This is a genomic window from Levilactobacillus tujiorum (assembly GCF_012641185.1).
Taxonomy (GTDB): domain Bacteria; phylum Bacillota; class Bacilli; order Lactobacillales; family Lactobacillaceae; genus Levilactobacillus; species Levilactobacillus tujiorum.
Map to the genome: position 1 here is coordinate 99722 of NZ_JAAXLK010000004.1, position 25159 is coordinate 124880.

Below are 25159 nucleotides of genomic sequence, written 5' to 3' on the forward strand. Positions count from 1 at the left end.
AGCCGGAATCGTTGGCAGCCGCAGGTAGGCTAAAGCTATTGCTTTGGTCAATTGAATTAGAGTATCAGCTAGTTGGTATACTTGTAAGGTAGTTGATGGTGGAAGGTGTCGAAGCCGGCGAAGATCTCGTCAATTGAGGAAGCATTGATGAAAAGATCCATGTTTTCTTGGGGTGCAAACCCTTGATCACAGCATTTTTGCATCATCGCAACTAACTCATCGAAGTAGTGATTGATGTTGAATAAGGCAATTGGCTTTTGATGAACGTTGATCTGGCTCCAAGAGAGCATCGTCGTGAATTCTTCGAACGTGCCAAACCCACCAGGTAAGACAATGAAGGCATCTGACTGACGGAGCATTTCGTCCTTGCGTTCGTCCATGGTACTGGTCTCAAGCAGGGTGGTGACGTTGGTCTCGGCTAACCCCATCTCACTTAGAAAGGTGGGGATGATGCCAATAACCTCGCCACCGGCCGCCATGGTTGATTCAGCAATGGCGCCCATCAAGCCTTCTTTGCCACCACCGTAAACCACTGGGTGATGGTTGGCCGCAAGGTATTGGCCCAACGTGTTGGTTTGTTTGAGAAAGTCTGGATCATAGCCGTGATTGGAACCGCAGAAGACACAGACGTTTTTGATTTTTGGCATAAGAATTGACCCCCTGAATTTAGACCGTTACGTGGCTTAAAACCAAAGCGTAACTTACAATTTATTATATCGCAAAATACTCAGGGGTGGCTAAGTTTCTTGGTGATGATGGGGCTTTGGATCGGAAAGGGTGAGGGGTATGGCAATTGAAAAAATCGTTATCGCTGGCGGTGGCACAATGGGGAGTCAAATCGCCTTCCAAATTGCGTTTAGCGGCTTATATGTCACCATCTATGACGTCAGTCCGGCGGCTAGCGCTGCGGCAAAGCGCCGGGTGATGACGTGGGATCGGACCTATATGCGGGAACGCAAGGCAACGCCAGCCGTCATTAAAGCGGCGAATGACCACCTGCGTTATGCCACGGACTTGGAAACGGCCGTGGAAGATGCTGATTTGGTGATTGAGACCATCCCGGAAGTGGTCGCAGTCAAGAATGAATTCTATGCGTCGCTGGCGAAGGTGGCACCAGACAAGACTATCTTTGCGACGAGTACGTCAACAATGGTGCCTAGTCAGTTTTCCGCTATCACGGGCCGACCGGGGAAGTTTCTGGCCCTCCACTTCACCAATCACGTTTGGGCCAATCATTTAGCTGAAATTATGGGGCATCCGGGGACTGATCCAGCTGTATTTCAGGAGGTCGTCACGTTTGTCCGGCAGATCGGGCTGATTCCCATCCAATTGGAGAAGGAACATCCCGCTTATATTCTGAACGCGATGCTAGATTCCTTTCTGAGCACAGCGTTAATGCTGTGGGTCGAAGGTGTTGCGGATTTTGAAACGATTGATCGGACCTGGATGATGGCAACGGATGCGGTTAGAGGTCCGTTTGCCGTGCTGGATGAGATTGGATTACAAACGGCTTATCAGCTCATGCTGGGGGCCAGTGCTGAGCCTGGTCGAGAAGGTTTGGTGATGGTTGCGCACCGGATTAAAGTGGACCTGATCGATCAACATCGGTTGGGACAGGAGACGGGAGCTGGCTTCTATCAGTATCCCCATCCCGCCTATCAACGAGAAGGATTCTTGCAAGGCAAGTAACCGACCCAGCAGTTATAAAAATGGCAGTTAGCGGAAATCATCGTCGATTTCGGCTAGCTGCCATTTTAGAATTTACTTACTAGGATCTTCTGGATCGTCGGGTTCACCGATAGTGTAATCACTGTCGTTCATGGCTTCAACGTTACCTAAGAGGTAACCATTCCCAACTTGGGAGAAGAAGTCGTGGTTGGCGGTTGACGTGGAAATCCCGTTCATCACGATCGGGTTCACGTCCTCGGCAGTATCGGGGAAGAGGGGATCTTGGCCCAAGTTCATGAGGGCTTTGTTAGCATTGTAGCGGATAAAGGTCAGAACTTGTTCCGTCCAGCCCACTTGATCGTACAACGTGTGGGTGTATTTTTCTTCGTTAGCGTAAAGCTTGTAGAGAAAATCGTACATCCAGTCCTTCATTTGTTGTTGTTCATTGTCGGTTAATTCCTTCATTCCTAGCTGGAACTTGTAACCGATGTAGGTACCGTGAACGGATTCGTCCCGCAGAATCAATTTGATGATTTCGGCGACGTTGGCTAACTTATTGTGGCCCAAGTAATAGAGTGGGGTGAAGAAGCCAGAATAGAACAGGAAGGTTTCCAAGAAGACACTGGAAATCTTCTTTTTCAAAGGATGTTCATCGTCATGATAGAGATCATAGATGCGCTTGGTCTTATTCTGCAAGAATTCTTCGGAATCGCTCCATTTGAAAATTTCATCAATTTCATCGGGCGTGTTTAGCGTGGAGAAAATGGTGGAATAACTCTTGGCGTGAACGGATTCCATGAACTGGATGTTGTTCAGCACCGCCGTTTCATGTGGCGTACGGACATCTCTGCGCAGAGCAGCCATCCCGTCTTGGGACTGGAGCGTATCCAGCAGGGTTAGGCCGCCAAAAACGTGCCCCACGACCCACTGGTGGTCAGTGTCCAAGGTCCGCCAGTCGTCTAAGTCATTTGAGACAGGGATTCGCGTATCCAGCCAAAATTGTTCGGTTAATTTTTCCCAAGTTGCCTTGTCAATTTCATCAGAAACCGCGTTCCAGTTAATTGCATTATAATTTTCAGTTCTTGCCATTACAGCCACTCCTTTATCGCTTGCCAACCAGCACGTTGGGTCAAGCTTACCATATTTTGACGAGTGAAGCGTGAACAAAAAGCGGCAGAATTCGCTTAGATCAGGCGAGACTTACCACTTTTTGCGGATTGTTAAAGATTGAAAGAAAATCGTTGTCAAAGCCTGAACAGTGAGTAAACCAGTCACCTGCGGCTGGCAGAAATTCCGCCTGCTGTGGGGAACGCCTGCGGCCTGAGAAGCGGTCCTCCGGCTCGGTTCGAAGCCCGGAAGAGCACCGGTCTCCAAGCACGTCCCACGCTGTAAGCCGAAAATCGGCTAACACCGTTGTCACAGCTGGCTCCATCTCTGCCTTCCTCCGGTTAAGTTAGTTGTGGAATAGTAAATTAGTTAAAAATGATGTGTTCGTATTCAAACAGTATAGCTGACAACCTGCACGTAGCCGTGAGTGAGTCAAATTTGAGCTCAGCCGTGGGATTTACCAAGTGGTTCTCTTGGTAAATGGCGCCTTTGAGACGTGATCTGCGGCTCAAAGCGAGGCTGGAGACCGATCTATGGCTCCAGCCGTCCTCCCCACAGCGTTCCAGCTCAAATTTGACGAACGGAAGGCGGCCCAGTCCTATCCACGTTGGCTATGGTTCTTTCAATCTTCAGATGATATTAACCAATGAGTTGAGATCGACTAGATGACACAGCTTTCACACTGGTTCGCACCGACCTCATTGTTGTCGTCCGTAAAGGTCCGAACATAGTAGATCGACTTGATCCCCTTACGGTAAGCGTAGTTGCGTAGAATACTGAGGTCCCGAGTGGTCATCTTGTCCGTGCGCCCATTCTTCCATTCATAGAGTCCGGCTGGAATCGTGGACCGCATGAATAGCGTTAAACTCATCCCTTGATCAACGTGCTTTTGCGCCGCGGCATAGACGTCGATAACCCGCCGCATGTCAGTATCGTAAGCCGACTTGTAGTAAGGCATCGTATCGTTGTCGAGATAAGGTGCTGGGTAATAAATCTTCCCAATTTTCTTTTCTTGGCGTTCTTCAATCCGGTTGATGATGGGGTGGAGACTAGCCGTTGTATCGTTGATGTAAGAAATCGACCCGTTAGGTGCAACCGCCATCCGGTTTTGGTGATACAGGCCATCACGCATGACCGCCGTCTTGAGTTCGGCCCAATCTGCGGGAGTTGGTAGCCAGACGTCCTTGAAGAGGGCTTGTACCTTCGCTGAATTAGGACGCCAGTCGTGTTCGGTGTAGCGATCGAAGTAGCTTCCGTCAGCGTAGGTACTCTTTTCAAAATTGTGGAAGGTCTCGTGCCGTTCCTTAGCAATTTCGTTGGAGGCCTTCAGGGTCCAATAGTTGAGTAACATGAAGTAAACACTGGTGAAGTCGATACTGTCTTTAGACCCGTACATCATGTGGTTCTTGGCAAAGTAGCTGTGCAACCCCATCGCTCCTAAACCAATGGTATGGGCGAGGCGGTTGCCTTTTTGAATAGAAGGAACGACATCAATATCCGAATGGTCCGTGACAAAGGTTAAGGCCCGCACCATCGTTTCGACGGAGTGACCAAAGTCTGGGGAAGTCATCAGATTAACGATGTTGGTTGACCCCAAGTTACAAGAAATATCCGTTCCTTTTTGGATGTATTCTTGGCGGTTGTTCACCGTGGAAGGCGTCTGTACTTGCATAATTTCTGAACATAAGTTGCTCATCACGATGCGGCCGTCAATTGGATTTTCACGATTAGCGGTGTCAATGTTTACAATGTAAGGGTAGCCGGATTCTTGTTGTAACTTGCCAATTTCCGTTTCCAATTCGCGGGCCTTGAGCTTCTTCTTACGAATATCGGGATTGGCAACTAAGTTATCGTATTCCGCAGTGATATCGACGTAAGCGAATGGTTTGCCGTAGATGCGTTCAACATCGTAAGGACTGAAGAGGTACATATCGGCGTCCTGTTCGCAAAGTTCGTAGAATTTATCCGGCACGGTAATCCCGAGTGAAAGGGTCTTGAGCCGGATCTTTTCGTCAGCATTTTCCTTCTTAGCGCCTAAGAAGGCGATAATATCAGGGTGGAACACACTTAGATAAACGACACCGGCACCTTGGCGTTGTCCCAATTGGTTAGAGTAGGAGAAACTGTCTTCTAGTAATTTCATGACGGGAACGACACCGGAAGCAGCGCCGTCAATGTGTTTGATCGGATCGCCTGCGCCCCGTAAGTTGGAGAGGCTGATCCCCACGCCACCACCGATTCGTGAGAGTTGAAGCGCTGAGTTGATGGTCCGGCCAATCGTGTTCATATCATCCGTGGATTGGATCAAGAAGCACGAGACCAGTTCACCACGCCGCGCACGGCCAGCGTTTAGAAAGCTAGGCGTAGCGGGCTGGTAACGCTGATGAATGATTTCATCGGCTAGATCGTGGGCCAAGGTCTGATCACCATCGCCGAAGTCCAACGCGTTCATTGCGACCCGGTCGATAAAGTTCTCCAGGTAGTACTCATTGTCGTCGGTCTTTAAAGCATATTGCGCGTAGAACTTATAGGCAGCCATAAATGACTTGAAATGGAAGTCCTGGGACTTTAAAAAGGCGTACAGCTCCTCGATAAAGCTAAAGGGATATTGGTCAATGACCTTTTTTTCAACGTAGTTACCGGCAATTAGGTAATCGAAGCGTTCCCGTAACGAAGCAAATTGCTTGGTGTTGGGTTCAACGTTTTCTTTTAAGAAGGCCTGCAAGGCTTCCTGATCCTTATTCAATGGGATCTGCCCGTTAACGGGGATGTTGATCTCATTGTTTAAATCGTAGTACGTGACATTTCCTAAATCTTTTAAACTCATACTAGTCATCTCTTCCTTCTTAAATTAGGGTGAATGGTTAAAAGTTAGTGACGTTATTTAGCCGATCAAATAAAAAATGGCGGCACCGTGAACAAACACGACGTCGCCAAGACGGGTTTGTGCTAATGTTATTTAGCCCGCAATCTTGGTCAATTGATCTGGCCGGAAACCGTAAAAAGCAGGCACACCAGGTGCTTCAACTACTGGTACGGCTTGAAAACCGTGGTTCTTGAGGTAGGTTACATATTCTGGATTTTGATTAATGTTCCGTTCTTCAAACTCCACGTTGTGTTCGCTAAGAAAACGCTTCGTCATCTTGCATTGCATGCAATTGTTCTTTGAGTAAATTGTTACTTTCATTGTTGCCACATCCCTTAAATTTGAATATCAATGAGTTAAGTGTACACCAGATATAGAAAATAGCAATCAAAAAAAGTACCATATTTGGTAGTTGGTCAATACAATAACTACTAAATATGGTACTTGCTGGGTTAAAATTTTTTTCTCTGTTTTCCGACAAACATCTAAGGTAAAATAGACCTAAAAGGTGGCGGAGAACTTGACTAATCACTATTATACACAAAATCCAGATGTTTTACACGAGGAACAGCATTGGCCGTTCACCCTGTTAGGCAACGAATTGTTGTTTACCACCGACAACGGTGTCTTCTCTAAGAATCGAGTGGACTATGGCTCACGGGCGCTACTAAATGCCTTTAATGCGGACAAGACGCCAGCGGGCCCTTGGTTAGACCTCGGCACGGGGTATGGCCCCATCGGCTTAGCACTGGCAAAGAAGTGGCCAGAACGGCAAGTGACAATGGTCGATGTCAATGAGTTGGCGTTGGCGCTGGCACGGCAGAATGCGGTGGCTAATCAGATTGAAAATGTCGAAATCAAGACATCGGATATTTACGAGAACGTCACACAGCGTTACGCTGCTATCTTAACGAATCCCCCCGTTCGTGCGGGTAAACAAGTCGTGACGGCGATGCTAACGGGCGCCAAGGCTCATTTGCTTCCTGGGGGTACCTTGACCGTGGTCTTGCAGAAGAAGCAAGGGGCGCCTTCTGCAGAGAAAAATATGCAGGCGACGTTTGGCAATTGCGAGATTATTAAGAAAGACAAGGGCTATTATATTTTAGAAAGTACGTTGCACTAACTTAGTGAACCGGAAGGGAGGGATTCGATGCGGGATACTTCCTACGCACCTTTGCAGCGACACTATATGGAAGAAGCACTGTTTGAAGCGGATCAAGCGGCGCTAATTGGCGAGGTACCCATTGGAGCGGTGATCGTGCATGATGGTCAGATCGTGGGCCGGGGCCATAATCTCAGAGAGCACGCCAACGATGCGACGTTACACGCGGAGGTGCGGGCGATTGAAGAAGCCTGTGCCACATTGAAAAGCTGGCGGTTAGAGGATTGCCAACTCTATGTGACCATTGAACCCTGCCTGATGTGTAGCGGTGCGATTATCAATGCCCGGATTCCAGAGGTCTTCTACGGGGCGCGTGATCCTAAGGCGGGCGCCGTGGATAGTCTGTATCAGACGCTCACCGATGACCGGTTGAACCATACGGTCACGGTGCATGAAGGGCTGATGGCTAAGGATGCCGGTGAGCGCATGGTCGCGTTCTTTAAGGCGGCTCGTAAGCGGCAGAAAGCGGCTAAGAAAGCCCGTAAAGCGAAAAAGCTGGCGAAAATGACGCAACCGCTAGACAGGTCCGACGAATCATGATACACTAGTTATTGCCGTTAAGGCCTTGAAGCAAGGGTGGACTTACGAATCGTGTCAGGTCCGGAAGGAAGCAGCACTAAGTTTGCTTCGCTTTGTGCTTCAAGTTTATGAGCAATTAACCAAACTCCTAGTCGTGTGACTGGGAGTTTTTTCGTGCCATCTTATTCTAGAAAATGAGATTAATTTCCCTTAAAACTACCGGAACAATCCGTGACAGATGGTAGGGAAAAAGGCTATAATTATGAACAGCGAATTTATCAGGAATTATTGAAGAAAGGAACGGATTGCATGGCTTATCAAGCACTCTACCGGGTCTGGCGCCCGCAGCGTTTCGATGACATGATCGGGCAAGAAGTGATTACCCGGACGTTGAAGAATGCCATTACCACAAATCAAATTAGTCACGCTTACCTTTTTGCGGGGCCACGGGGAACCGGGAAGACCTCGGCCGCTAAGATTTTTGCCAAGGCAATCAACTGTCATCATCAGACTGATGGCGAACCTTGTAATGAATGTGAGACGTGTAAAGCAATCACGGCGGGCACGCTGAATGATGTTATCGAAATTGATGCGGCCTCTAACAATGGTGTCGAAGAGATTCGGGACATTCGCGACAAGGTCAAGTATGCGCCCACGGTTGCTGACTATAAGGTCTACATCATTGATGAAGTGCACATGCTGTCGACGGGTGCATTTAATGCGTTGCTGAAGACCTTGGAAGAACCACCAGCCAATGTGATCTTCATCCTTGCCACCACCGAACCGCATAAAATTCCAGCGACGATTATTTCCCGAACGCAGCGGTTTGATTTTAAACGTATTGCGGCTAGTGATAGTTATGAACGGATGCTTTACATCTTGAAGCAAAAAGGTGTGACGTACGATGATCAAGCCATTAAAGTCATTGCTAAGGCCGCTGAGGGTGGTATGCGGGATGCGCTGAGTATCTTGGATCAAGCGCTATCCTTTGGCGACAATGAGATCACACTAGATAATGCATTATTGGTTACGGGAAGCGTCACCCATGAGTTGCTGGCCACCTATATGGCTCAGGTGCTGGCGGGAGATACTAAGGCCGCTTTGGCAAGTCTGCAATCTGTTTTGGAAGCGGGCAAAGATGCCGAACGGTTTACCGAAGATGTGATTGGCTATGCCCGCGACCTGTTACTGTATCAACAGGCGCCACAGATGGTCGAGGAAGCCGAGATGGGGAGCGTGAGTGAGGATTTCCAGAAGTTGGCTAAGCAAACGCCAGCGCAGACCATGTATGCGATGATTAACGAACTCAACGCCATCCAACAACAGATGCGGTTTACCACGCATCCCGACGTTTATTTGGAAATTCTGACGATTAAGCTGGCCGAGATTGGTCGCCAAAAGGGTCAACCGGAGGCATCAGCGACTGAAACCACGGGCGCCACACCGGCTGCCTCAGCCGCAGCGCCAGCGCAACCGGCAGCTGGAACGGCGGTCAATGAGCTACAGCACGAGATTGATCAGTTGCGCTCGGCCGTTAAGCAGTTGGAGCAGGCACCGGCTTCCACCAGTGCTGCACCGGCACCGGCTAAGCCGCGAGTGGCCAAGTCGCCAGCGGCTAAGGAAGTCAACTTAGCCAAGATTTACCCGGTATTGGGCTCGGCAACCCGTGAAAAACTTAATCAACTACAAGAAGTCTGGCCGGACTTACTCAATAGTTTGACCGTGACGCAGCGCGCGGTGATGAAGGTCTCCCAACCCGTTGCAGCGGCTAACTCAGGCGTGATTGTGGCGTTTGACTATTCCTTCTTATATCAACGGGCAACGACGGATCATGAGTTGACCGATGCCTTAGAGAATGGGCTCGATCGCATGATTGGGTCGGCATTACCGGTAGTCTTCGTCCCTAAAGACGAGTGGCCAGTGATTCGCAAGAATTATTTAACCGCTCACAAGGATGAACTCAAGGCGAATGGTGAAGCTCCGGCTGAGCCCGATCAGCCCGCACCGAATCCGGTCGTGACCAAGGCTGAAGAGCTGTTCGGTAAGGGCATTGTAGATGTTAAACAAGATTAAATTGTGAAAGGATGATACAAATGCGGAACATGGGAAATATGGGGAACATGATGAAACAAATGCGGCAAATGCAAAAGAAGATGGAAGAGGACCAGGCTAATCTAAATGCCCAATCCTTTACAGGAACGTCTCCAGATCAGATGGTTCAAGCGACTTTCACGGGTGACCGGAAGATGACTGATCTGACGATTAAGCCTGAAGCCATTGATCCCGATGATCCAGATATGTTAGCAGATCTGGTACTGGCCGCAGTGAATGATGCGTTGACTAAGGTTGACGAGACGACTAAGCAAACGTTAGGTAAGTACACTCAAGGGATGAACATTCCCGGAATGTAAGGAAGAAAGGACGTTGTGACATGCAGTACCCAGAACCCATTGCGCAGTTGATCGACAGCTACATGAAGCTGCCGGGCATCGGCCAAAAGTCAGCGACGCGGCTGGCATTCTTTACGATTGATATGGCGGATGACGATGTCACGGCGTTTTCTAAAGCCTTGGTCTCGGCAAAACGAGATCTCCATTACTGTTCAATCTGCGGCAACATTACCGAGAGTGATCCGTGTTCGATTTGCGCGGACAAGACCCGGGACCAGAGTCACGTGCTAGTGGTTGAGCAGGCCAAAGATATTATGGTGATGGAAAAAATGAAGGAGTATCATGGCCTCTATCACGTCTTACACGGGGTGATGTCGCCGATCGAGGGGAAAGGTCCCGAAGACCTGAACATCACGAGCTTAATCAATCGGTTGCAGAAGAATCCTGATATGAAGGAAGTTATCATTGCGACTAACGCCACGCCTGAAGGGGAAGCCACGGCGATGTATCTGTCACGGCTGATTAAACCAGCGGGCATCAAGGTCACGCGTTTGGCCCATGGCTTGTCGGTCGGCAGTGATATTGAATATGCGGATGAGATGACGCTGTTTAAGGCTGTCGAAGGTCGGACAGAGATGTAGGAGGCGCAGCGATGTTTGGAAGAAAGAAACGGCAATTTCCCCGGCTCAAGGCGGCTTACGATGAACAATTATTGTTGACAATTGATGCTGCCAAGGACCGATGGGATCACGCTAAGCAGACGGAAGAAGCCATTGCCGACGCTGATAATGAGATGACGGCTAATACGGCGTTAGCGCGCCAAACCTACCTGTTTCTTTACCGCGAAGCGCGGCGACGTCAGGTGAAGGGGAAGCATATTTCGGCCGCTGTTTTTCGTGATTAGTGACAATTAGCAAGCTGTAACCATGTGAGATGACCAGTTGAGCTCTAGGGGTGCTGTGAAGACGGTGGACCTAGAGCTCTTTGCATGCGAAAATGGGATGGACCGGGCCGCGACTGAATCAGTTGGGCCAACTGGAAAATCAAACAATGCAAATAGACATCAATTCTTAATTCAAGTACAATATAAGTATTCAATCAAAAATGGGGTCGAGTATGTTGTCAGGAACGTTTATTAGTTTTGAAGGGCCGGACGGGGCTGGTAAAACCAGCGCGCTCGCGGCTATTACCGCTGAGATTCAGCCTGTACTGGGGGATCGGTTAACGATTACGCGGGAACCGGGGGGCAACCCGATTTCCGAGAGTATTCGGGCCATCATTTTAGATCGGGCGAATACCGCAATGGACTATCGAACCGAGGCCTTACTGTATGCGGCAGCACGGCGACAACATCTAGCTGAGACCGTCCTCCCAGCGTTGGCAGCGGATCAATTGGTCCTATGCGATCGTTACGTGGACAGTTCAATTGCCTATCAAGGTGCGGGACGGCAAATTGGAGAACAAGCCGTTGCCCAAATGAATGATTTTGCGACCGACGGACTGTTACCCGAACTTACCATCTACTTTGACGTTCCGGCAGAAGTCGGGTTACGACGGATTCAAGCCCACCGACAGGCTGACCAAGTGGATCGATTAGATGTTGAGCAAACGGCCTTTCATGACCGGGTGCGGGCAGCTTACCTGCGGCTTCAACAAGCCCATCCCGAACGAATTAAATTAATTGATGCGACCCAGGCGCCAGAGCAAGTGGTGGCTGAGGCATTGACACTAATTAAGCAAACGGCTAAGCGTTATTTTTAAAACGGCATTTGAGGGAGGAACAGCAATGAAATTACTAATCGCAATTGTCCAAGACAAAGATGCAAATCGTCTGAGCAATGAATTTATTGATCAAAACATTCGGGCGACGCGCTTATCAACGACTGGGGGCTTCTTGAAGTCCGGTAACACGACGTTTATGATTGGGGTGGAAGAAGAACGGGTTGACGAGGTCTTAGCGATGATTAAGACGGCTAGCCATACACGCCAACAGTTTATGACGCCACCCGTTAATTTAGACGCCCAGTTAGACAATACCTCCTCATATCCCGTCGAGGTACAGGTTGGTGGCGCGACGGTCTTCGTACTGCCCGTCGATCAGTTCCATCAATTTTAGGAGGGTCGTATGACCGAAGAATCTCTGGTGACAACGGCCCAGCGACTACAACCACAGCTGTTGGACCATTTCATGAATTTGATCAATGGGCAACGGTTAGCCCATGCCTACCTGTTTAATGGTGCGGATGGCACTGGTCGGCAACAGGTCGCGCAAGTGATTGCCATGCGCCTCTTCTGTCAAAATGTGACGGCGGAGGGCCTACCGTGTGGGCAGTGCGCCGAGTGTCGACGCATTATGGCTGGTGATCATCCCGACGTCGTGACCGTGGTGCCGGATGGTCAACGGATTAAGGTCGACCAGGTCCGCTACCTAAAGTCGGAATTCACCAAGAGTGCCGTGGAAGGCAATCAGAAGATCTTTATCGTCGATCAGGTGGAACGGATGACGACAGGAGCGGCCAATAGTCTCCTAAAGTTCATCGAGGAACCGGTGGGCAATACGGTCGCCTTACTGCTGACGGCCAATAAAAATTTGATCTTACCGACGATTCTGTCACGTACACAGATTGTCGATTTTATTCGGGTGGCGCCGAGTGCTCTGGCAGAAGCCTTGGCAGCGGCCGGCGTGATTCCAAGTCAGCGTTATCTGTTATCAACGCTGACGGAGAGTGTTCAGGCAGCCAAGGCGTTGACGGCGGAGGACTGGCTCAAGAATGCCCAAGTGAGTGTTGGGCAGTGGTTCACCGCGGTCTGTGCCGGTGACGAACGGGCATTTGTGCGCGTGCAAACGGAATTGTTGCCGCTCGCAACCAATCGAGACCTGCAGGGCACCATCTTAGATATGATTGTGCAGGTCTGGCATGATGTGTTGCGCCAACAGAACGCAACGGTTACGGACGACCAGTTGGCTTTTCCGCAAGTGGCTAAGCTGAGTCGCCAATTGGCGCAACGGCTGAGTGTGGATCGGCTGGTCGCAATCATGACGTTAACGTTGGAGACCCGGAGCCAATTAGCCGGCAATATGAATTTTCAGGGCATCTTAGAAGCCTTAACGTTACAGATTCTAGCGCAGATTCCGCGTTAACTAGTCAGCATTGGAGGGGTGGCAACTTGGAAAAACAAGAAGTGTACGATCAATTTAAAAATCTCGAGAGCCAATTGCAAGACGTGCTCGCCCAATTCGCTGACTTACAAGGCGAGATGACCCATGTGTTTGAGCAAAACGCAGAGTTAGAAATAGAAAATCAGCATCTTCGGGACCTGTTACGTGAATTGCAGCGTAACTTACCAGAAGATCCAGAAACACCGCAGGGCTTGTCTAAGTCGCGGCAAATTTTGGAAAAATTGTATGAAGAGGGCTTTCACGTCTGCCGTGAATTCTACGGAACGCGGCGTAAGCAAGATGAAGAATGTGCTTTTTGTCTAGAAGTTATCTATCGTGATCAATAGGAGGGGCACCCACGAATGGAACGCCAACGTAGTTTTCAAGCCGCAAATAGCGGTCACTTATATTTAGTCCCCACCCCGATCGGTAATCTGGATGACATGACTTTCCGCGCCGTTAAAACGCTGAAGGATGCCGATCTGATTGCGGCAGAGGATACGCGTAACACCCAGAAATTGTTAAATCATTTTGAAATTGAAACCAAGCAGATCAGCTTTCACGAGCACAATACGCAAGAGCGGATTCCCCAGTTGGTCGCTAAACTCCAACAGGGGATGCAGATTGCTCAGGTGAGTGACGCGGGGATGCCATCCATCTCTGATCCCGGCCATGAACTGGTCAATGCTTGTATTGACGCACATATCCCGGTTGTCCCCTTACCAGGAGCCAATGCCGGGCTGACCGCCTTGATTGCCTCCGGATTGGTGCCCCAACCGTTTTACTTTTATGGCTTTCTCGATCGGAAACCCAAGGATCAACGGGCCGAAATTGATGAATTGGCGCAACGACCAGAGACGTTGATCTTTTACGAGGCGCCCCATCGTTTGAAGAAAACCTTGCAGAACTTGGCTGCGGGGATGGGGGCTGAGCGGCCAGCTGTTCTGTGCCGCGAGTTAACGAAGCGCTACGAAGAATTCTTGCGGGGCAGTCTCAGTGACCTAGCTGAGTGGGCCGCCACGGATACCGTTCGTGGTGAGTTCGTGGTCTTGGTGGGTGGCAATCCTCATCCAACCACGACTGCGACGACGGCCGTCGATCTCAGTGAACCCATTGAAAAACAAGTTGATCGGCTGATCGCAGCGGGCGACAAGCCTAACGCAGCGATTAAAGAAGTGGCGAACTTACGCGGCTTAAAGAAACAAGATGTTTACCGGACTTATCATCATCTAAACGAGGAGTGACCCGCGTGGCCCAAAATGAATTTAGTGAACCGCACCGTGTCGTCTATTATGAAGCGGACGACACCGGTCACCTGACCCTGGCAATGCTGATTGATTTATTTGTTTTGGTTTCTGAGGATCAAAACACGGCGTTGCACCTGACGCCCGATGATATTCATCGCTTGGGGGTTGGCTGGGTGGTCACACAGTATCACCTGCAGATCAACCGGTTGCCCCGAATTAATGAGCGGGTGACCCTTAAGACGCGGGCCACGGCGTTTAATAAATACTTTGCCTATCGAGAATACTGGTTACTGGACGACATGGGGCAGCAATTGGCCTATGGCGAAGGTATCTGGGTGACGATGAGCTATGCAACGCGGAAGATTGCGACCATTCCCGCAGAAATTATGCAGCCTTATGGCACGGCGCCCGTGAAGCGGTTGCCCCGGCTACCTCGGCCTGAACGACTAGACTTGGCGGCCACCAGTGTTGCGCAGCCGTATACCGTACGTTACTTTGATATTGACGAGAATGGTCATGTGAATAATGCCCATTACTTTGATTGGATGCTCGATGCCTTGCCCGCGGACTGGTTGCGGCAACATCAGGCAGTGGATGTCCGGATTCGCTTTGAGAATGAAGTGAAGTACGGCCATCAGGTGACCAGCGAGGTCGTGCATAGTACCGCTACCACCACGCAGCATACCGTTAAAGTTGGCGCAACTACGGCTGTGCTGGCGACTATCGAGTGGCAGAATCGCTAACTAAAAGTGATGATTTTAGGAAAAGCTAGGCAGAGAAGGTGTCGCCGCCTAGTCTTTGTGGTAATATAGTACACTGATATGAACAGTACACGAATAGAAATAAGTTCGTGCGGAGCAATGGGGTAGTGATCCACCGCTGCCTTGACTAGTGTGTCCGAAATTGACTGTGGTCACCACATATATGAAGGGGAACCCAAGCAAATATGAAGATTTTAGCAATTGATACATCGAATCGTCCGCTCAGCGTTGCCGTTTTGGAGGACACGACGGTCTTAGCGGCAATTACGGTGACGGTTCATCAGAAACATGCAGAATACCTGTTACCAGAGATTGAACGGCTACTGGCGATGGCAGAGTTGAAACCGACCGATCTGGAGCGCGTAGTGGTTGCCGCTGGGCCAGGATCTTACACCGGAATTCGGATTGCCGTAACGACGGCCAAGACGTTGGCCGCAACGTTGAATATCGACTTAGTGGCGGTCTCTAGTCTAGCCACGCTGGCCGCCAACGTGCCCGTTGAAGGGGCCTTGGTCGCACCGATTTTTGATGCCCGCAACCAAAACGTTTTTGCCGGGCTCTACCGAATCAAGGGTGGCCGTCCGACCGTAGAAATTGCCGATGCCCATACCGGTGTCGTTGATTTCTTAAAGGCCGTGGCCAAGTACGGCGAACCCGTGTGGTTCCTAGGGGATGCCGGACATTTTAGCGATGTGATTGGAACGACGGTTTCAGCAGCGACGCCCGCAGTAAGCCCCTGGCTTAACCTGCCACAAGTTGCGACGATCGGTCTACTCGGTCGCACGATGGAACCCGTGAGTGATGTTGATCGGTTCGTGCCAAACTATTTGCGTTTGACGCAAGCCGAAGCTGAATGGCGTGCTAAGAACCCAGAAGAGGATACCGAATCGTATGTTGAAAAAATTTAAAAATTGGTATAAAAATGTGTTTGGTAGTCGACGGGAAGTTGTGCGTGAAGAGGCGATGGATGTAAAAAACCATCGCGTGGATATTCGCGACGTGACCTATTTTGTCGCCAAAGCACTGTTCACTGACATTCCAGAGATGATTGAGATCGAACGGGCGGTCTACTCGGGTCAAGCTCCGTGGGACTCCACGGCTTTTGCGAATGAATTACGCCGGGAGAAGGACCGATTGTACCTGGTTATTCGGAAGAACGATAAGCTATTGGCGTTTATCGGCAGTACCTTTGACGAACGGAATCGAGATGCGCACATTACGAATATTGCCGTTTTGCCAGAGTACCAGAGCAAGGGCTTAGGCCGCTTCTTACTGGGCATTATGATTCGCAAGGCACGTAAGCTGAACTATAAGACGGTCAGCTTAGAGGTCCGGGTGTCTAATAAGAGTGCGCAGCGGCTATACCGGGACCTGCAATTTGAGCAGACGGGAATTAAGCGTGGGTACTACTTTGGTGACCACGAAGATGCTGCGGATATGGTGTTGTTCCTTAATGAAAATGAGGACGAGGCCCAGGACGGTGTCGCCCCGCAAACGCGTGAACAGAACTAGGACAATTGGCGGGCTGGCACCGAGCCACCCGCTTTTTACGTGTTTTGAGGGTAGTAGCGGCGAAAAGGCAGCGCGGATTAAATAAGAGGAGTGAGTCCAACGGAAAAGCGAAATTTGATTTTAGCATTTGAATCGAGTTGTGATGAGACGAGTGTGGCCGTTATCGAGGATGGTCACAAGATTCTGTCAAACATTGTGGCGACGCAAATCAAGAGCCATCAGCGCTTCGGTGGCGTGGTTCCCGAAGTAGCCAGCCGTCATCACATTGAAGAAGTGACGCTGTGCATTAAGGATGCTTTGGCAGAGGCCCAGGTCGGTTACGAAGATCTGGACGCTGTGGCGGTTACGTATGGTCCAGGCTTAGTTGGGGCATTATTGATCGGCGTAACGGCGGCGAAAACCGTGGCCTTTGCGCACAACTTGCCGCTGATTCCCGTTAATCACATGGCGGGACACATCTATGCAGCTCGCTATGTGGAGCCAATTGAGTTTCCAGCATTGGCGTTATTGGTTTCTGGTGGGCACACAGAATTGGTTTACATGCCAGCAGAAAATCAATTTGAAATCATCGGAGAGACGCGCGACGATGCTGCCGGTGAGGCTTACGATAAGGTTGGCCGGGTGATGGGCGTTAATTATCCTGCCGGTAAGACGGTCGACGAGTGGGCGCATCAGGGGAAAGATACGTTTGATTTTCCCCGGGCGATGGAAAAGGACGACAACTTTGATTTCAGTTTTAGTGGTCTAAAGAGTGCCTTCATCAACACGACCCACCACGCGGATCAGATCGGCGAGACACTGAGTAAACAAGACTTAGCAGCTAGTTTCCAACAAGCAGTCGTCGATGTGCTGGCTGAAAAGACGCAGCGGGCTTTAGCGGATTATCCTGTGCACCAGCTCATTTTGGCTGGAGGGGTCGCAGCAAACCAGGGATTGCGTGAACGGTTAGAACGGGATCTCAGCAATAATCCAACGACACATCTGGTTAAGGCGCCTTTGAAGTTATGCGGGGACAACGCCGCCATGATCGGCGCATTCGCTTACGTCGCGTATCAACACGGTGTCTTTGCGGATGCAACCTTGAATGCCGATCCTAGTCTGGAATTTGACTGGGCGGCGGATTCTGCTAAATAAATCTTATGTATGAAATAAGCTGGTTCCATTCCGATTATCGGAATGAAACCAGCTTTATTTTGGTGTGAAAAATAGTATTAGCGATTGCTTTTCAAGTATCTGATACCGTGAATAACCGACTCTACCAGAAACAGAATAAACACGGCAACTAAATAAATCAGGCCTAAAAACTCAACCGAAATCGTCAGGATGGAGTCTGGAAAGAAAACTAGGATTAGTTGTAATGTTATGACGGCTCCCGATCCAAAAGACAGTACTCTAAAACATTTGGAATAATTTTTGAATAACGCATTGGTTTTTGCGTAGCTTTTTTGATATTCACGCTTAATTAGTACAAACATAAAGCGATTCCTCCCCAAGAATCATTGCTGTCGTGGATTTATGCTAGCCATAAATCCGTTGACACTAGCTACTGCAAGTTAATCTGCAAAGTCCTCTAATTCCAAACTCTTCTCCGTCCAGGAATCTTCAGTCTCACTGAGTTCAGTGGTGACGGCGGTAAGCTGTTCTTGAAGATCAGCTAGCTTACCAGCATCGTTGAAGTTTTCTTCCTTGCTCATTTCGGTTTCGACCGCGGTCTTTTGCTTTTCCAATTCGCCCATCTGCTCTTCCAGCGCCGCGACTTGCCGACTGAGCTTACGTTTAGCCTTGGCCTGATCTTTTTGTGCTTGGTAATCGACCTGCGTTTGCTTAGGCGCAGCTACGGTAGGATGTTCGGCTTCAGCCTCCGCCGCCTCTTTAGCAGCGTAGGCATCTTGCTCGGCCTTCTTAGCCACATAGTAATCGTAGTTTCCTAGGTAGCGGGTGGTGCCTTCGGGACTGAGCTCGACGACCTGTGTAGCGACCTGGTTGATGAAGTACCGGTCATGAGAAACGAAGAGAATGGTGCCATCAAATTCGTTAAGGGCGGTCTCTAGGACTTCCCGACTATCAATATCCAAGTGGTTGGTCGGTTCGTCAAGCATTAGGAAATTGTCGTGTTGCATGGCGAGCTTCGTCAGTAGCAGACGCGCCCGTTCGCCACCACTCAGGCTGTGCACACTCTTGTCGACATCGGTGCCAGTAAAGAGAAAGCTACCTAGAATCGAGCGGATATCGCCTTCTGGTGTAGTGGGGTGATCGTCCCACAGTTCATGCAGGACCGTCTTCTTATCGTGTAAGGTGGCCTGATCCTGGTCGTAGTAACCGGTGTCAACGCCAGTGCCAAAGATAATCTGGCCTTGGATCGCAGGAATCCGACCCAGGATGGTCTTGAGCAAGGTTGACTTGCCAATTCCGTTGGGGCCGACGATAGCGACGGCTTGATGTTTCTTGATGTCGAGATTGACGGGCGCTGCCAAGATCTGTTGGTCGTAGCCAACGGCACCGTTAACGACGTCCAAGACGACATTTCCACTTTGGCGTTTAGGACGGAAGCTAAAGCGGGCGGCCTTCTCATCGCCTTCGGGTCGGTCCATGCGGTCCATCTTTTCCAGTTGTTTCCGCCGGGCCTGAGCCCGCTTGGTAGTGGAGGCGCGGACGATATTCTTATTAACGAAGTCTTCCAACTTGCTAATTTCAGCCTGTTGCTTGTCATATTCCTTCCAGGCTAAACGGAGCCGTTCCGCCTTGGCCGCGATGTAGTGCGAATAATTGCCAGGGTAATGATCCAGCCCACCGTGTGCCATATCGTAGACATCATTAACCACGTGATCGAGGAAGTACCGGTCATGGGAAACGACGAGAATGGCGCCAGGATAACCTTGTAGATAGCTTTCCAGCCAGGTCAGCGTTTCGACGTCCAAGTGGTTGGTCGGTTCGTCCAAGATTAGTAAATCGGGACGCTCCAACAGTAGTTTGGCTAGGGCGAGCTGTGTCCGTTGCCCGCCGGAGAGTTCGTTGATCGGCTTATCATAGTAGTCTTCGTCAAATTCAAATCCGTGCAGAACGCCACGAATTTCGGCTTGATAGCCGTAACCATTTTGATCGCTGAAGTCTTGTTGTAACTGATCATAACTGGCGCTGATCTGGTCAAATTGGGTTTGATCAGCGATAATGGCGGGATCACTCATTTTTTCTTCGAGCGCGTGCATGCGTTTTTCCATGGCAATCAGTTTAGCGAAGACACTAAGCATTTCGTTCCAAACTGTTTTAGTAGATGCCAGGCCGGCATTCTGGGCTTGGTAACCCAGTGTCAGGCCTCTTTTAGTGGTGATTTGGCCAACATCTGGGGTGGTTTCACCGGCAATCATTTTTAATAGGGTGGATTTACCCGCACCGTTGCGGCCGACAAGTGCCACGCGGCCGTGTTCGGGCACGTCCATACTGACATTTTCAAATAGGACGCTGGCGCCGAATCGCCGGGTAACTTGTTGGACTTGTAAGAGAATCACGGTCAACCGACCTCCTTTAAAGGGATTATTTTCATTAATTTAGTGACTGCTGCCACGATAATGGTTCAGCCAATATGATGGCTAGTTACGGGTTGAAAGCTCCAAAATTCCGGTCGTGTCTGTCCTAGCAACAGTAGTGAAGCAAAAAGTAGGCAACGTGGTAGTCACTTCGCCTTACCGGTCGGCAGATATGGGCTGGAACGGTGCGAACGCAACTTGAAGCCTCGAAAGTGCTGAGTCTTCAAGCTTGGTTTTCTACTAAGCCAGCAAGAAGTTCACTCACTGACTAAGTAGAACGACGCGCCTGAGCCCATATCTGCCGACCTCACGGCTAACACAGAGGTTAATAACGGTCACAGTCGTTAGCAACCGAATTGAAAACGCTAAGTAACCACGCTTTCTCAACTATTGTCGTGGTAGAACACAATCAGAGCCGGAGGAGGCCAGGGATGGAACCAGCCGTGAAAGTGGTGTTAGCTGGTGACTCTTCATCCAGCTTTACAGCACGGGCGACTTTGAAGACACGTGTTCTTCGTGGCTTCAAATCGAGCGAGAAGACTGGTGGTCTTCCAGGCTGAAGCGTCCCCACAGCAGGTGGAATCCCTGGCAGCCGGAGTGCGGCCAATTTATATCAATTATTGACCTGATTTCTTATTAATATTGGGACAAGATAGGTGTTTATCTTTCAACCCTTAGTAACCAATCGTGAAGCCATTGAATGGGCCACATATAGCCTCTATTTTAGCATATTCTCCGATTAGACCGAAATAAGCGAATAAATAGTGAAAAAAACTTGCAAATTCTTTCACAAGATGAACGGGTATGCTATAATCTATAAGAAAGTTGATTTCACAATCCAGATAATTATTTAATAAATAGGCTACCGCTTGTGAATAGTAGTCAGTTTCTTTGATTAGGAGGTCTCGTTTTGACAGAACAAAAAATTCCCCGGGCGACAGCTAAACGGTTGCCCATTTATTATCGCTATCTCAATATTTTGCTAGACGCAGATAAGACCCGGGTCTCTTCGACCGAATTATCCGAAGCCGTTAAGGTGGATTCCGCAACGATTCGTCGGGACTTCTCGTATTTTGGTGCCCTTGGTAAGCGGGGGTATGGGTATGACGTTGAAAGCTTGATTAAATTCTTTAAGAAGATTTTGAATCAAGATCGTTTGACCAGTGTGGCACTGATTGGTGTCGGGAACTTGGGCCACGCCCTGTTAAACTTTAATTTCCATCAGGATAGTAATGTCCGGATTAGCGCTGCTTTTGACGTGAAGCAAGAGATTGCCAACACCATTCAAAGTGGCGTTCCCATCTATCCGATGACGGATTTACGGACGCAACTAGAGGAACAACAAATTGAAGTGGCCATTTTGACGGTCCCTTCACAAGTGGCACAAGAGGTAACCGATGAAGCCGTGTCTGGCGGTGTCAAAGGAATCCTGAACTTTACGCCGCTCCGGATCACAGTTCCTAAGAATGTGCGCGTACAGAACGTTGATTTGACTAACGAGCTGCAAACGCTGATTTACTTCTTGGAACATTACAACAACCTAAATTAATTTGGTGAAAAGTCGGGACACTGTCTCGGCTTTTTTTATCGAATTTTTGACGGAGACGGGTGCCAATGGTGTTCACTATCCCGAGATTGAGAAGACGCGGTAGAAGGAACGCTGGTATCGGTTTCAACCGGAGATCGTTGCAAATCCAGTGCTATGCCTATTGTGAAGCCATGAGGAGTAGGGGGCCCGGAATTTGTTTGTCAAATTCCTTGATTTTTATATGGAAAAACCATATATTAGATATTGTTGATTAGCACTTATGTTAGCCAAGTGCTAACAGTGCTAAAAAGTAAGTTCATTGGAGGGATTCAAGTGTTAAAACCATTAGGAGACCGCGTCATTTTGGATCAACCAGAAGAAGAAGAAACCACGGTTGGCGGCATTGTGCTCGCAAGTAACGCTCAAGAAAAGCCACAAACGGCAAACGTCGTAGCTGTCGGTGATGGCCGTGTGTTAGACAATGGCGAAAAGGTAGCCCCAACTGTTAAGGTTGGCGATAAGGTATTGTTCGACAAGTACGCTGGTACGGAAGTTAAGTACCAAGACACGACTTACCTTGTTTTACACGAAAAGGACTTAGTCGCTGTCGTTGACTAATCTTTTTCCTCACTTAAGATGACTATCCAAGATCATTCAAAAAATTTAGTATGAGGTGAATTTATAAAATGGCTAAAGAATTGAAATTTTCTGAAGAAGCCCGCAGCAAGATGCTTGCTGGTGTTGATAAGTTAGCTGATACAGTTAAGACGACCCTGGGACCTAAGGGACGTAACGTTGTTTTGGAACAAAGTTACGGTAACCCTACCATCACTAATGATGGTGTAACGATTGCTAAGTCTATCGAACTCGAAGATCACTTCGAGAACATGGGTGCCAAGTTGGTTTCCGAAGTTGCTTCTAAGACCAACGATATCGCTGGTGATGGGACGACCACTGCCACTGTCTTGACGCAAGCTATCGTTAACGAAGGGATGAAGAACGTCACTGCCGGCGCTAACCCTGTTGGTATTCGTCGCGGGATTGAAAAGGCTACGAAGGCCGCTGTTGATGGCTTACACAAGATGTCCCATGACGTTAAGACCAAGGATGATATCGCCCAAATCGCTTCTATTTCCTCAGCTAGCCAAGAAACTGGTAAGTTAATCGCTGATGCCATGGAAAAGGTTGGTAACGATGGGGTTATCACTATTGAAGAATCCCGTGGTGTTGATACCAGCTTGGATGTTGTTGAAGGGATGCAATTTGATCGTGGCTACATGTCACAATACATGGTTACCGACAACGATAAGATGGAAGCTAACCTGGACAACCCTTACATCTTGATCACCGACAAGAAGATTGCTAACATCCAAGACATCTTGCCATTGTTGCAATCCGTTGTTGAACAGAGCCGTTCACTTCTGATCATCGCTGATGACATCACCGGTGAAGCTTTGCCTACGTTGGTCTTGAACAAGATGCGTGGGACCTTCAACGTGGTTGCTGTTAAGGCACCTGGCTTTGGTGACCGTCGTAAGGCTACCTTGCAAGATATCGCCGTTCTGACTGGTGGGACTGTCATCACTGATGACTTAGGTCTTAACTTGAAGGACACGACGATTGATCAATTAGGTCAAGCACAAAAGGTTAACGTTACTAAGGACAACACCACGGTTGTTGAAGGTGCTGGTGCCAAGGATCAAATCGCTAACCGGGTTGCTGAAATCAAGGGCCAAATCGAAGAAACTACCTCTGACTTCGACCGTGATAAGTTGAAGGAACGTCTGGCTAAGTTGGCCGGCGGGGTTGCCGTTGTTCGTGTCGGTGCCGCAACTGAAACCGAATTGAAGGAACGTAAATACCGGATCGAAGATGCTTTGAACGCAACGCGTGCCGCTGTTGAAGAAGGCTTCGTTGCCGGTGGTGGTACTGCTTTGATCAACGTCATCAAGGATGTTGCTAAGGTGGAAGCCGAAGGCGATGAAAAGACCGGGGTTAACATTGTCCTCCGTGCCTTGGAAGAACCAGTTCGTCAAATCGCTGAAAACGCGGGTGTCGAAGGTTCCGTTGTCGTTGAACACTTGAAGAGTGAAAAAGAAGGCATTGGTTACAACGCTGCTGACAATCAATACGAAGACATGGTTAAGGCCGGGATTACCGACCCAACCAAGGTTACCCGTTCTGCTCTGCAAAACGCCGCATCCGTTTCCGCATTGTTGTTGACGACTGAAGCCGTTGTGGCTGACAAGCCAGAAGACAACCCAGCTCCTGCAGCACCTGCTAACCCAGGTATGGGCGGCATGATGTAAAAATTTAAGCACTAGTCAGCTAGTGTGATTGAAAGAAGCCAACCGATTATTTCGGCTGGCTTTTTTGCGTGTGTTAGGGAGTTTTCATCGTGGGGAGAGGAGATCGTCCAGGGTGGTATAGATGGGCGTAAATGGGTGTAAGTCCCCGCGAGCAATCTGATTGCCGAGTTTATCGATAAAGGATTCGATGGGTTCATCTCCCTTAATATCTTGAAAATCGCCGAAGCCATACTGCCACCATTGCAAGTCGAGGAGCTGTGCGATGATGGTCTCCGGAAAGCGGTATTTGATGATGTGGGCGGGTACACCGCCAACCACGGCGTAAGCGGGGACGTCTTTGGTGACTAAAGCGCCGCCGGCAATGACAGCCCCGTCTCCCACGGTCACGCCAGTGGGGACAAAATGCACGTCCTGACCAATCCAGACGTCATTGCCGATAATGAGTGGACCGCCATTGGCAACGGGGTTAGGTACGTATTCAAAGTGGTTCTGCGACGTCGCAAGATAATCGTTGAAAGCGTCTGGCCGGTGGCTGTAGGTTATCATGGAAGTCGTAAAGCGATCGGTCGGGTGACTCCCCTGCATACGACTAACGTTACTGGCGATCGAAGAGTACCGGCCGACGATGGAGTTAACGGGCAACGCACTGTTAGACGAGCTGAAGGCGCCCATGGAGAAGAACTGGTGACCCGCAAGAAAAATGCTGTATGCCTCTGCGCGAAACGTTAGCGGAAATTGAATGGTTTCACCCACGCGGAGCCGGGATTTTCCATGACTGCGGGCGGCTGTGTAGAGGTGACGCGCCGCCAGCGTTGCGATGAGTTCTTTAGTTACGGGAAGACGCCTGCGCTGATGCGAGTGGGTGGCTATCAGATTGTCTTGATAGTAGGTATTACCATTAATAATCATCGGCATAACTGCCACATCCTTTGATTTGGTTAATGCTATTGTACATTAAGGGGCGACTGAGGGGCTGCAATTAGGTTTCTACTTCTGCAAGCGAATGGATTACGGGGGCTCGTAAAGCAACGTTGACAGGGAGATACGGCGATGGTTAAGTGATTAACCAAAGACTTTTCGCGCTGTACGAGGGTGAGCAATGAGCAGCTGATACTGCCTTACCGTTGGTCGAAAACGCTGTGAGGAGAACGATTCGCGCCTTGGCGGGGGTACCAGCCGTGCTTTGAGCCGAAAGCTACGATAAATTGTGAGGCTGAACGCTGAACGGGTAAACCGCCTTCTTTGGCCATATGATGGGAATTGGTAAGGTGCAACTAAATTGGCCGACCACATCATTTGCAGTTTTCTTAGTTGCTAAGCTGAACAAGAGTGGTATTGTGGAGCTAGTTGTAGTAGAATTACGTTTGCGTTTGAAATTGAAACGAATAATTAAGACTTTTAGACGG

General features: G+C 49.4%; 25 protein-coding genes and 1 other RNA gene. 20 read left to right on the top strand and 6 right to left on the bottom strand.

What is annotated here, in order from left to right:
• Window positions 1-68: 68 nt before the first annotated feature.
• The gene (locus HF569_RS03155; protein ID WP_168901283.1) at window positions 69-647 is read right to left on the bottom strand and encodes an LOG family protein; all 579 of its coding nucleotides are present in this window, start codon (window positions 645-647) and stop codon (window positions 69-71) included.
• Between the two features lie 139 nt (window positions 648-786).
• Here HF569_RS03155 and HF569_RS03160 point away from each other — a divergent pair, with 139 nt between their 5' ends.
• Window positions 787-1689 (top strand): 3-hydroxyacyl-CoA dehydrogenase, encoded by a 903-nt coding sequence (locus tag HF569_RS03160; RefSeq protein WP_168901284.1) that lies wholly within the window; start codon window positions 787-789, stop codon window positions 1687-1689.
• Window positions 1690-1761: 72 nt separating this feature from the next.
• Here HF569_RS03160 and nrdF read toward each other — a convergent pair whose 3' ends face one another.
• The 3 genes from nrdF to nrdH form a co-directional block, all read right to left on the bottom strand.
• On the bottom strand, window positions 1762-2757 hold the full coding sequence (nrdF, locus tag HF569_RS03165) for a class 1b ribonucleoside-diphosphate reductase subunit beta (protein ID WP_168849161.1): 996 nt from the start codon (window positions 2755-2757) through the stop codon (window positions 1762-1764).
• A 679-nt stretch (window positions 2758-3436) separates the two neighbouring features.
• The gene (nrdE, locus tag HF569_RS03170; RefSeq protein WP_168901285.1) at window positions 3437-5602 is read right to left on the bottom strand and encodes a class 1b ribonucleoside-diphosphate reductase subunit alpha; all 2166 of its coding nucleotides are present in this window, start codon (window positions 5600-5602) and stop codon (window positions 3437-3439) included.
• A gap of 132 nt (window positions 5603-5734) precedes the next feature.
• Window positions 5735-5962, bottom strand: coding sequence for a glutaredoxin-like protein NrdH (gene nrdH / locus HF569_RS03175; RefSeq protein WP_168849163.1), 228 nt, complete (start codon window positions 5960-5962; stop codon window positions 5735-5737).
• A gap of 199 nt (window positions 5963-6161) precedes the next feature.
• On the opposite strand from nrdH, the gene HF569_RS03180 reads away from it, so the two are divergent.
• The 16 genes from HF569_RS03180 to tsaD all read left to right on the top strand — a co-directional run bounded on the left by HF569_RS03180 (window position 6162) and on the right by tsaD (window position 17526).
• A complete protein-coding gene (locus HF569_RS03180) occupies window positions 6162-6764 on the top strand; it encodes a class I SAM-dependent methyltransferase (protein WP_168901286.1) in 603 nt (200 codons plus the stop codon).
• Window positions 6765-6791: 27 nt separating this feature from the next.
• Entirely contained in the window at window positions 6792-7343 is a 552-nt protein-coding gene (gene tadA / locus HF569_RS03185; RefSeq protein WP_168849165.1) for a tRNA adenosine(34) deaminase TadA, read from the top strand.
• A gap of 22 nt (window positions 7344-7365) precedes the next feature.
• Window positions 7366-7452, top strand: an RNA gene (gene ffs / locus HF569_RS03190) — signal recognition particle sRNA small type.
• A gap of 179 nt (window positions 7453-7631) precedes the next feature.
• Complete coding sequence (gene dnaX, locus HF569_RS03195; protein ID WP_168901287.1) at window positions 7632-9395, top strand: DNA polymerase III subunit gamma/tau; 1764 nt, start codon at window positions 7632-7634, stop codon at window positions 9393-9395.
• 20 nt (window positions 9396-9415) lie between these two features.
• Window positions 9416-9733 (top strand): YbaB/EbfC family nucleoid-associated protein, encoded by a 318-nt coding sequence (locus HF569_RS03200; protein WP_168849167.1) that lies wholly within the window; start codon window positions 9416-9418, stop codon window positions 9731-9733.
• Between the two features lie 20 nt (window positions 9734-9753).
• Entirely contained in the window at window positions 9754-10353 is a 600-nt protein-coding gene (gene recR / locus HF569_RS03205) for a recombination mediator RecR (RefSeq protein WP_168849168.1), read from the top strand.
• 11 nt (window positions 10354-10364) lie between these two features.
• Window positions 10365-10616 (top strand): YaaL family protein, encoded by a 252-nt coding sequence (locus HF569_RS03210; protein ID WP_168849169.1) that lies wholly within the window; start codon window positions 10365-10367, stop codon window positions 10614-10616.
• A gap of 212 nt (window positions 10617-10828) precedes the next feature.
• Window positions 10829-11473 (top strand): dTMP kinase, encoded by a 645-nt coding sequence (tmk, locus tag HF569_RS03215; protein ID WP_211089601.1) that lies wholly within the window; start codon window positions 10829-10831, stop codon window positions 11471-11473.
• Between the two features lie 25 nt (window positions 11474-11498).
• A complete protein-coding gene (locus HF569_RS03220) occupies window positions 11499-11828 on the top strand; it encodes a cyclic-di-AMP receptor (RefSeq protein WP_168849170.1) in 330 nt (109 codons plus the stop codon).
• A 9-nt stretch (window positions 11829-11837) separates the two neighbouring features.
• The gene (gene holB / locus HF569_RS03225; RefSeq protein ID WP_168901288.1) at window positions 11838-12854 is read left to right on the top strand and encodes a DNA polymerase III subunit delta'; all 1017 of its coding nucleotides are present in this window, start codon (window positions 11838-11840) and stop codon (window positions 12852-12854) included.
• A gap of 26 nt (window positions 12855-12880) precedes the next feature.
• Window positions 12881-13219, top strand: a complete 339-nt coding sequence (locus HF569_RS03230; RefSeq protein WP_168849172.1) for a DNA replication initiation control protein YabA — start codon at window positions 12881-12883, stop codon at window positions 13217-13219.
• Window positions 13220-13234: 15 nt separating this feature from the next.
• Window positions 13235-14116: a 16S rRNA (cytidine(1402)-2'-O)-methyltransferase gene (gene rsmI, locus HF569_RS03235; RefSeq protein WP_168901289.1), complete on the top strand. Its 882-nt coding sequence runs from the start codon at window positions 13235-13237 to the stop codon at window positions 14114-14116.
• A 5-nt stretch (window positions 14117-14121) separates the two neighbouring features.
• Window positions 14122-14862, top strand: coding sequence for an acyl-[acyl-carrier-protein] thioesterase (locus HF569_RS03240; RefSeq protein WP_168901290.1), 741 nt, complete (start codon window positions 14122-14124; stop codon window positions 14860-14862).
• A gap of 203 nt (window positions 14863-15065) precedes the next feature.
• Window positions 15066-15788: a tRNA (adenosine(37)-N6)-threonylcarbamoyltransferase complex dimerization subunit type 1 TsaB gene (gene tsaB / locus HF569_RS03245; RefSeq protein ID WP_168901291.1), complete on the top strand. Its 723-nt coding sequence runs from the start codon at window positions 15066-15068 to the stop codon at window positions 15786-15788.
• The gene (gene rimI / locus HF569_RS03250; protein ID WP_168901292.1) at window positions 15772-16392 is read left to right on the top strand and encodes a ribosomal protein S18-alanine N-acetyltransferase; all 621 of its coding nucleotides are present in this window, start codon (window positions 15772-15774) and stop codon (window positions 16390-16392) included. The genes tsaB and rimI overlap by 17 nt, the downstream gene beginning before the upstream one ends.
• Window positions 16393-16482: 90 nt before the next feature.
• Window positions 16483-17526, top strand: a complete 1044-nt coding sequence (gene tsaD, locus HF569_RS03255; RefSeq protein WP_168849177.1) for a tRNA (adenosine(37)-N6)-threonylcarbamoyltransferase complex transferase subunit TsaD — start codon at window positions 16483-16485, stop codon at window positions 17524-17526.
• A gap of 419 nt (window positions 17527-17945) precedes the next feature.
• Here the strand turns inward: tsaD and HF569_RS03260 are convergent, their stop codons facing one another.
• On the bottom strand, window positions 17946-19898 hold the full coding sequence (locus HF569_RS03260) for an ABC-F family ATP-binding cassette domain-containing protein (RefSeq protein ID WP_168901293.1): 1953 nt from the start codon (window positions 19896-19898) through the stop codon (window positions 17946-17948).
• Between the two features lie 928 nt (window positions 19899-20826).
• On the opposite strand from HF569_RS03260, the gene HF569_RS03265 reads away from it, so the two are divergent.
• The 3 genes from HF569_RS03265 to groL all read left to right on the top strand — a co-directional run bounded on the left by HF569_RS03265 (window position 20827) and on the right by groL (window position 23753).
• Window positions 20827-21465, top strand: coding sequence for a redox-sensing transcriptional repressor Rex (locus tag HF569_RS03265; protein WP_168901294.1), 639 nt, complete (start codon window positions 20827-20829; stop codon window positions 21463-21465).
• A gap of 312 nt (window positions 21466-21777) precedes the next feature.
• Window positions 21778-22062 (top strand): co-chaperone GroES, encoded by a 285-nt coding sequence (groES, locus tag HF569_RS03270; RefSeq protein ID WP_168849180.1) that lies wholly within the window; start codon window positions 21778-21780, stop codon window positions 22060-22062.
• A 68-nt stretch (window positions 22063-22130) separates the two neighbouring features.
• Window positions 22131-23753, top strand: coding sequence for a chaperonin GroEL (groL, locus tag HF569_RS03275; protein ID WP_168849181.1), 1623 nt, complete (start codon window positions 22131-22133; stop codon window positions 23751-23753).
• 84 nt (window positions 23754-23837) lie between these two features.
• On the opposite strand, the gene HF569_RS03280 is transcribed toward groL, so the two are convergent.
• Complete coding sequence (locus tag HF569_RS03280; protein ID WP_168901295.1) at window positions 23838-24668, bottom strand: CatB-related O-acetyltransferase; 831 nt, start codon at window positions 24666-24668, stop codon at window positions 23838-23840.
• Window positions 24669-25159 lie beyond the last annotated feature (491 nt).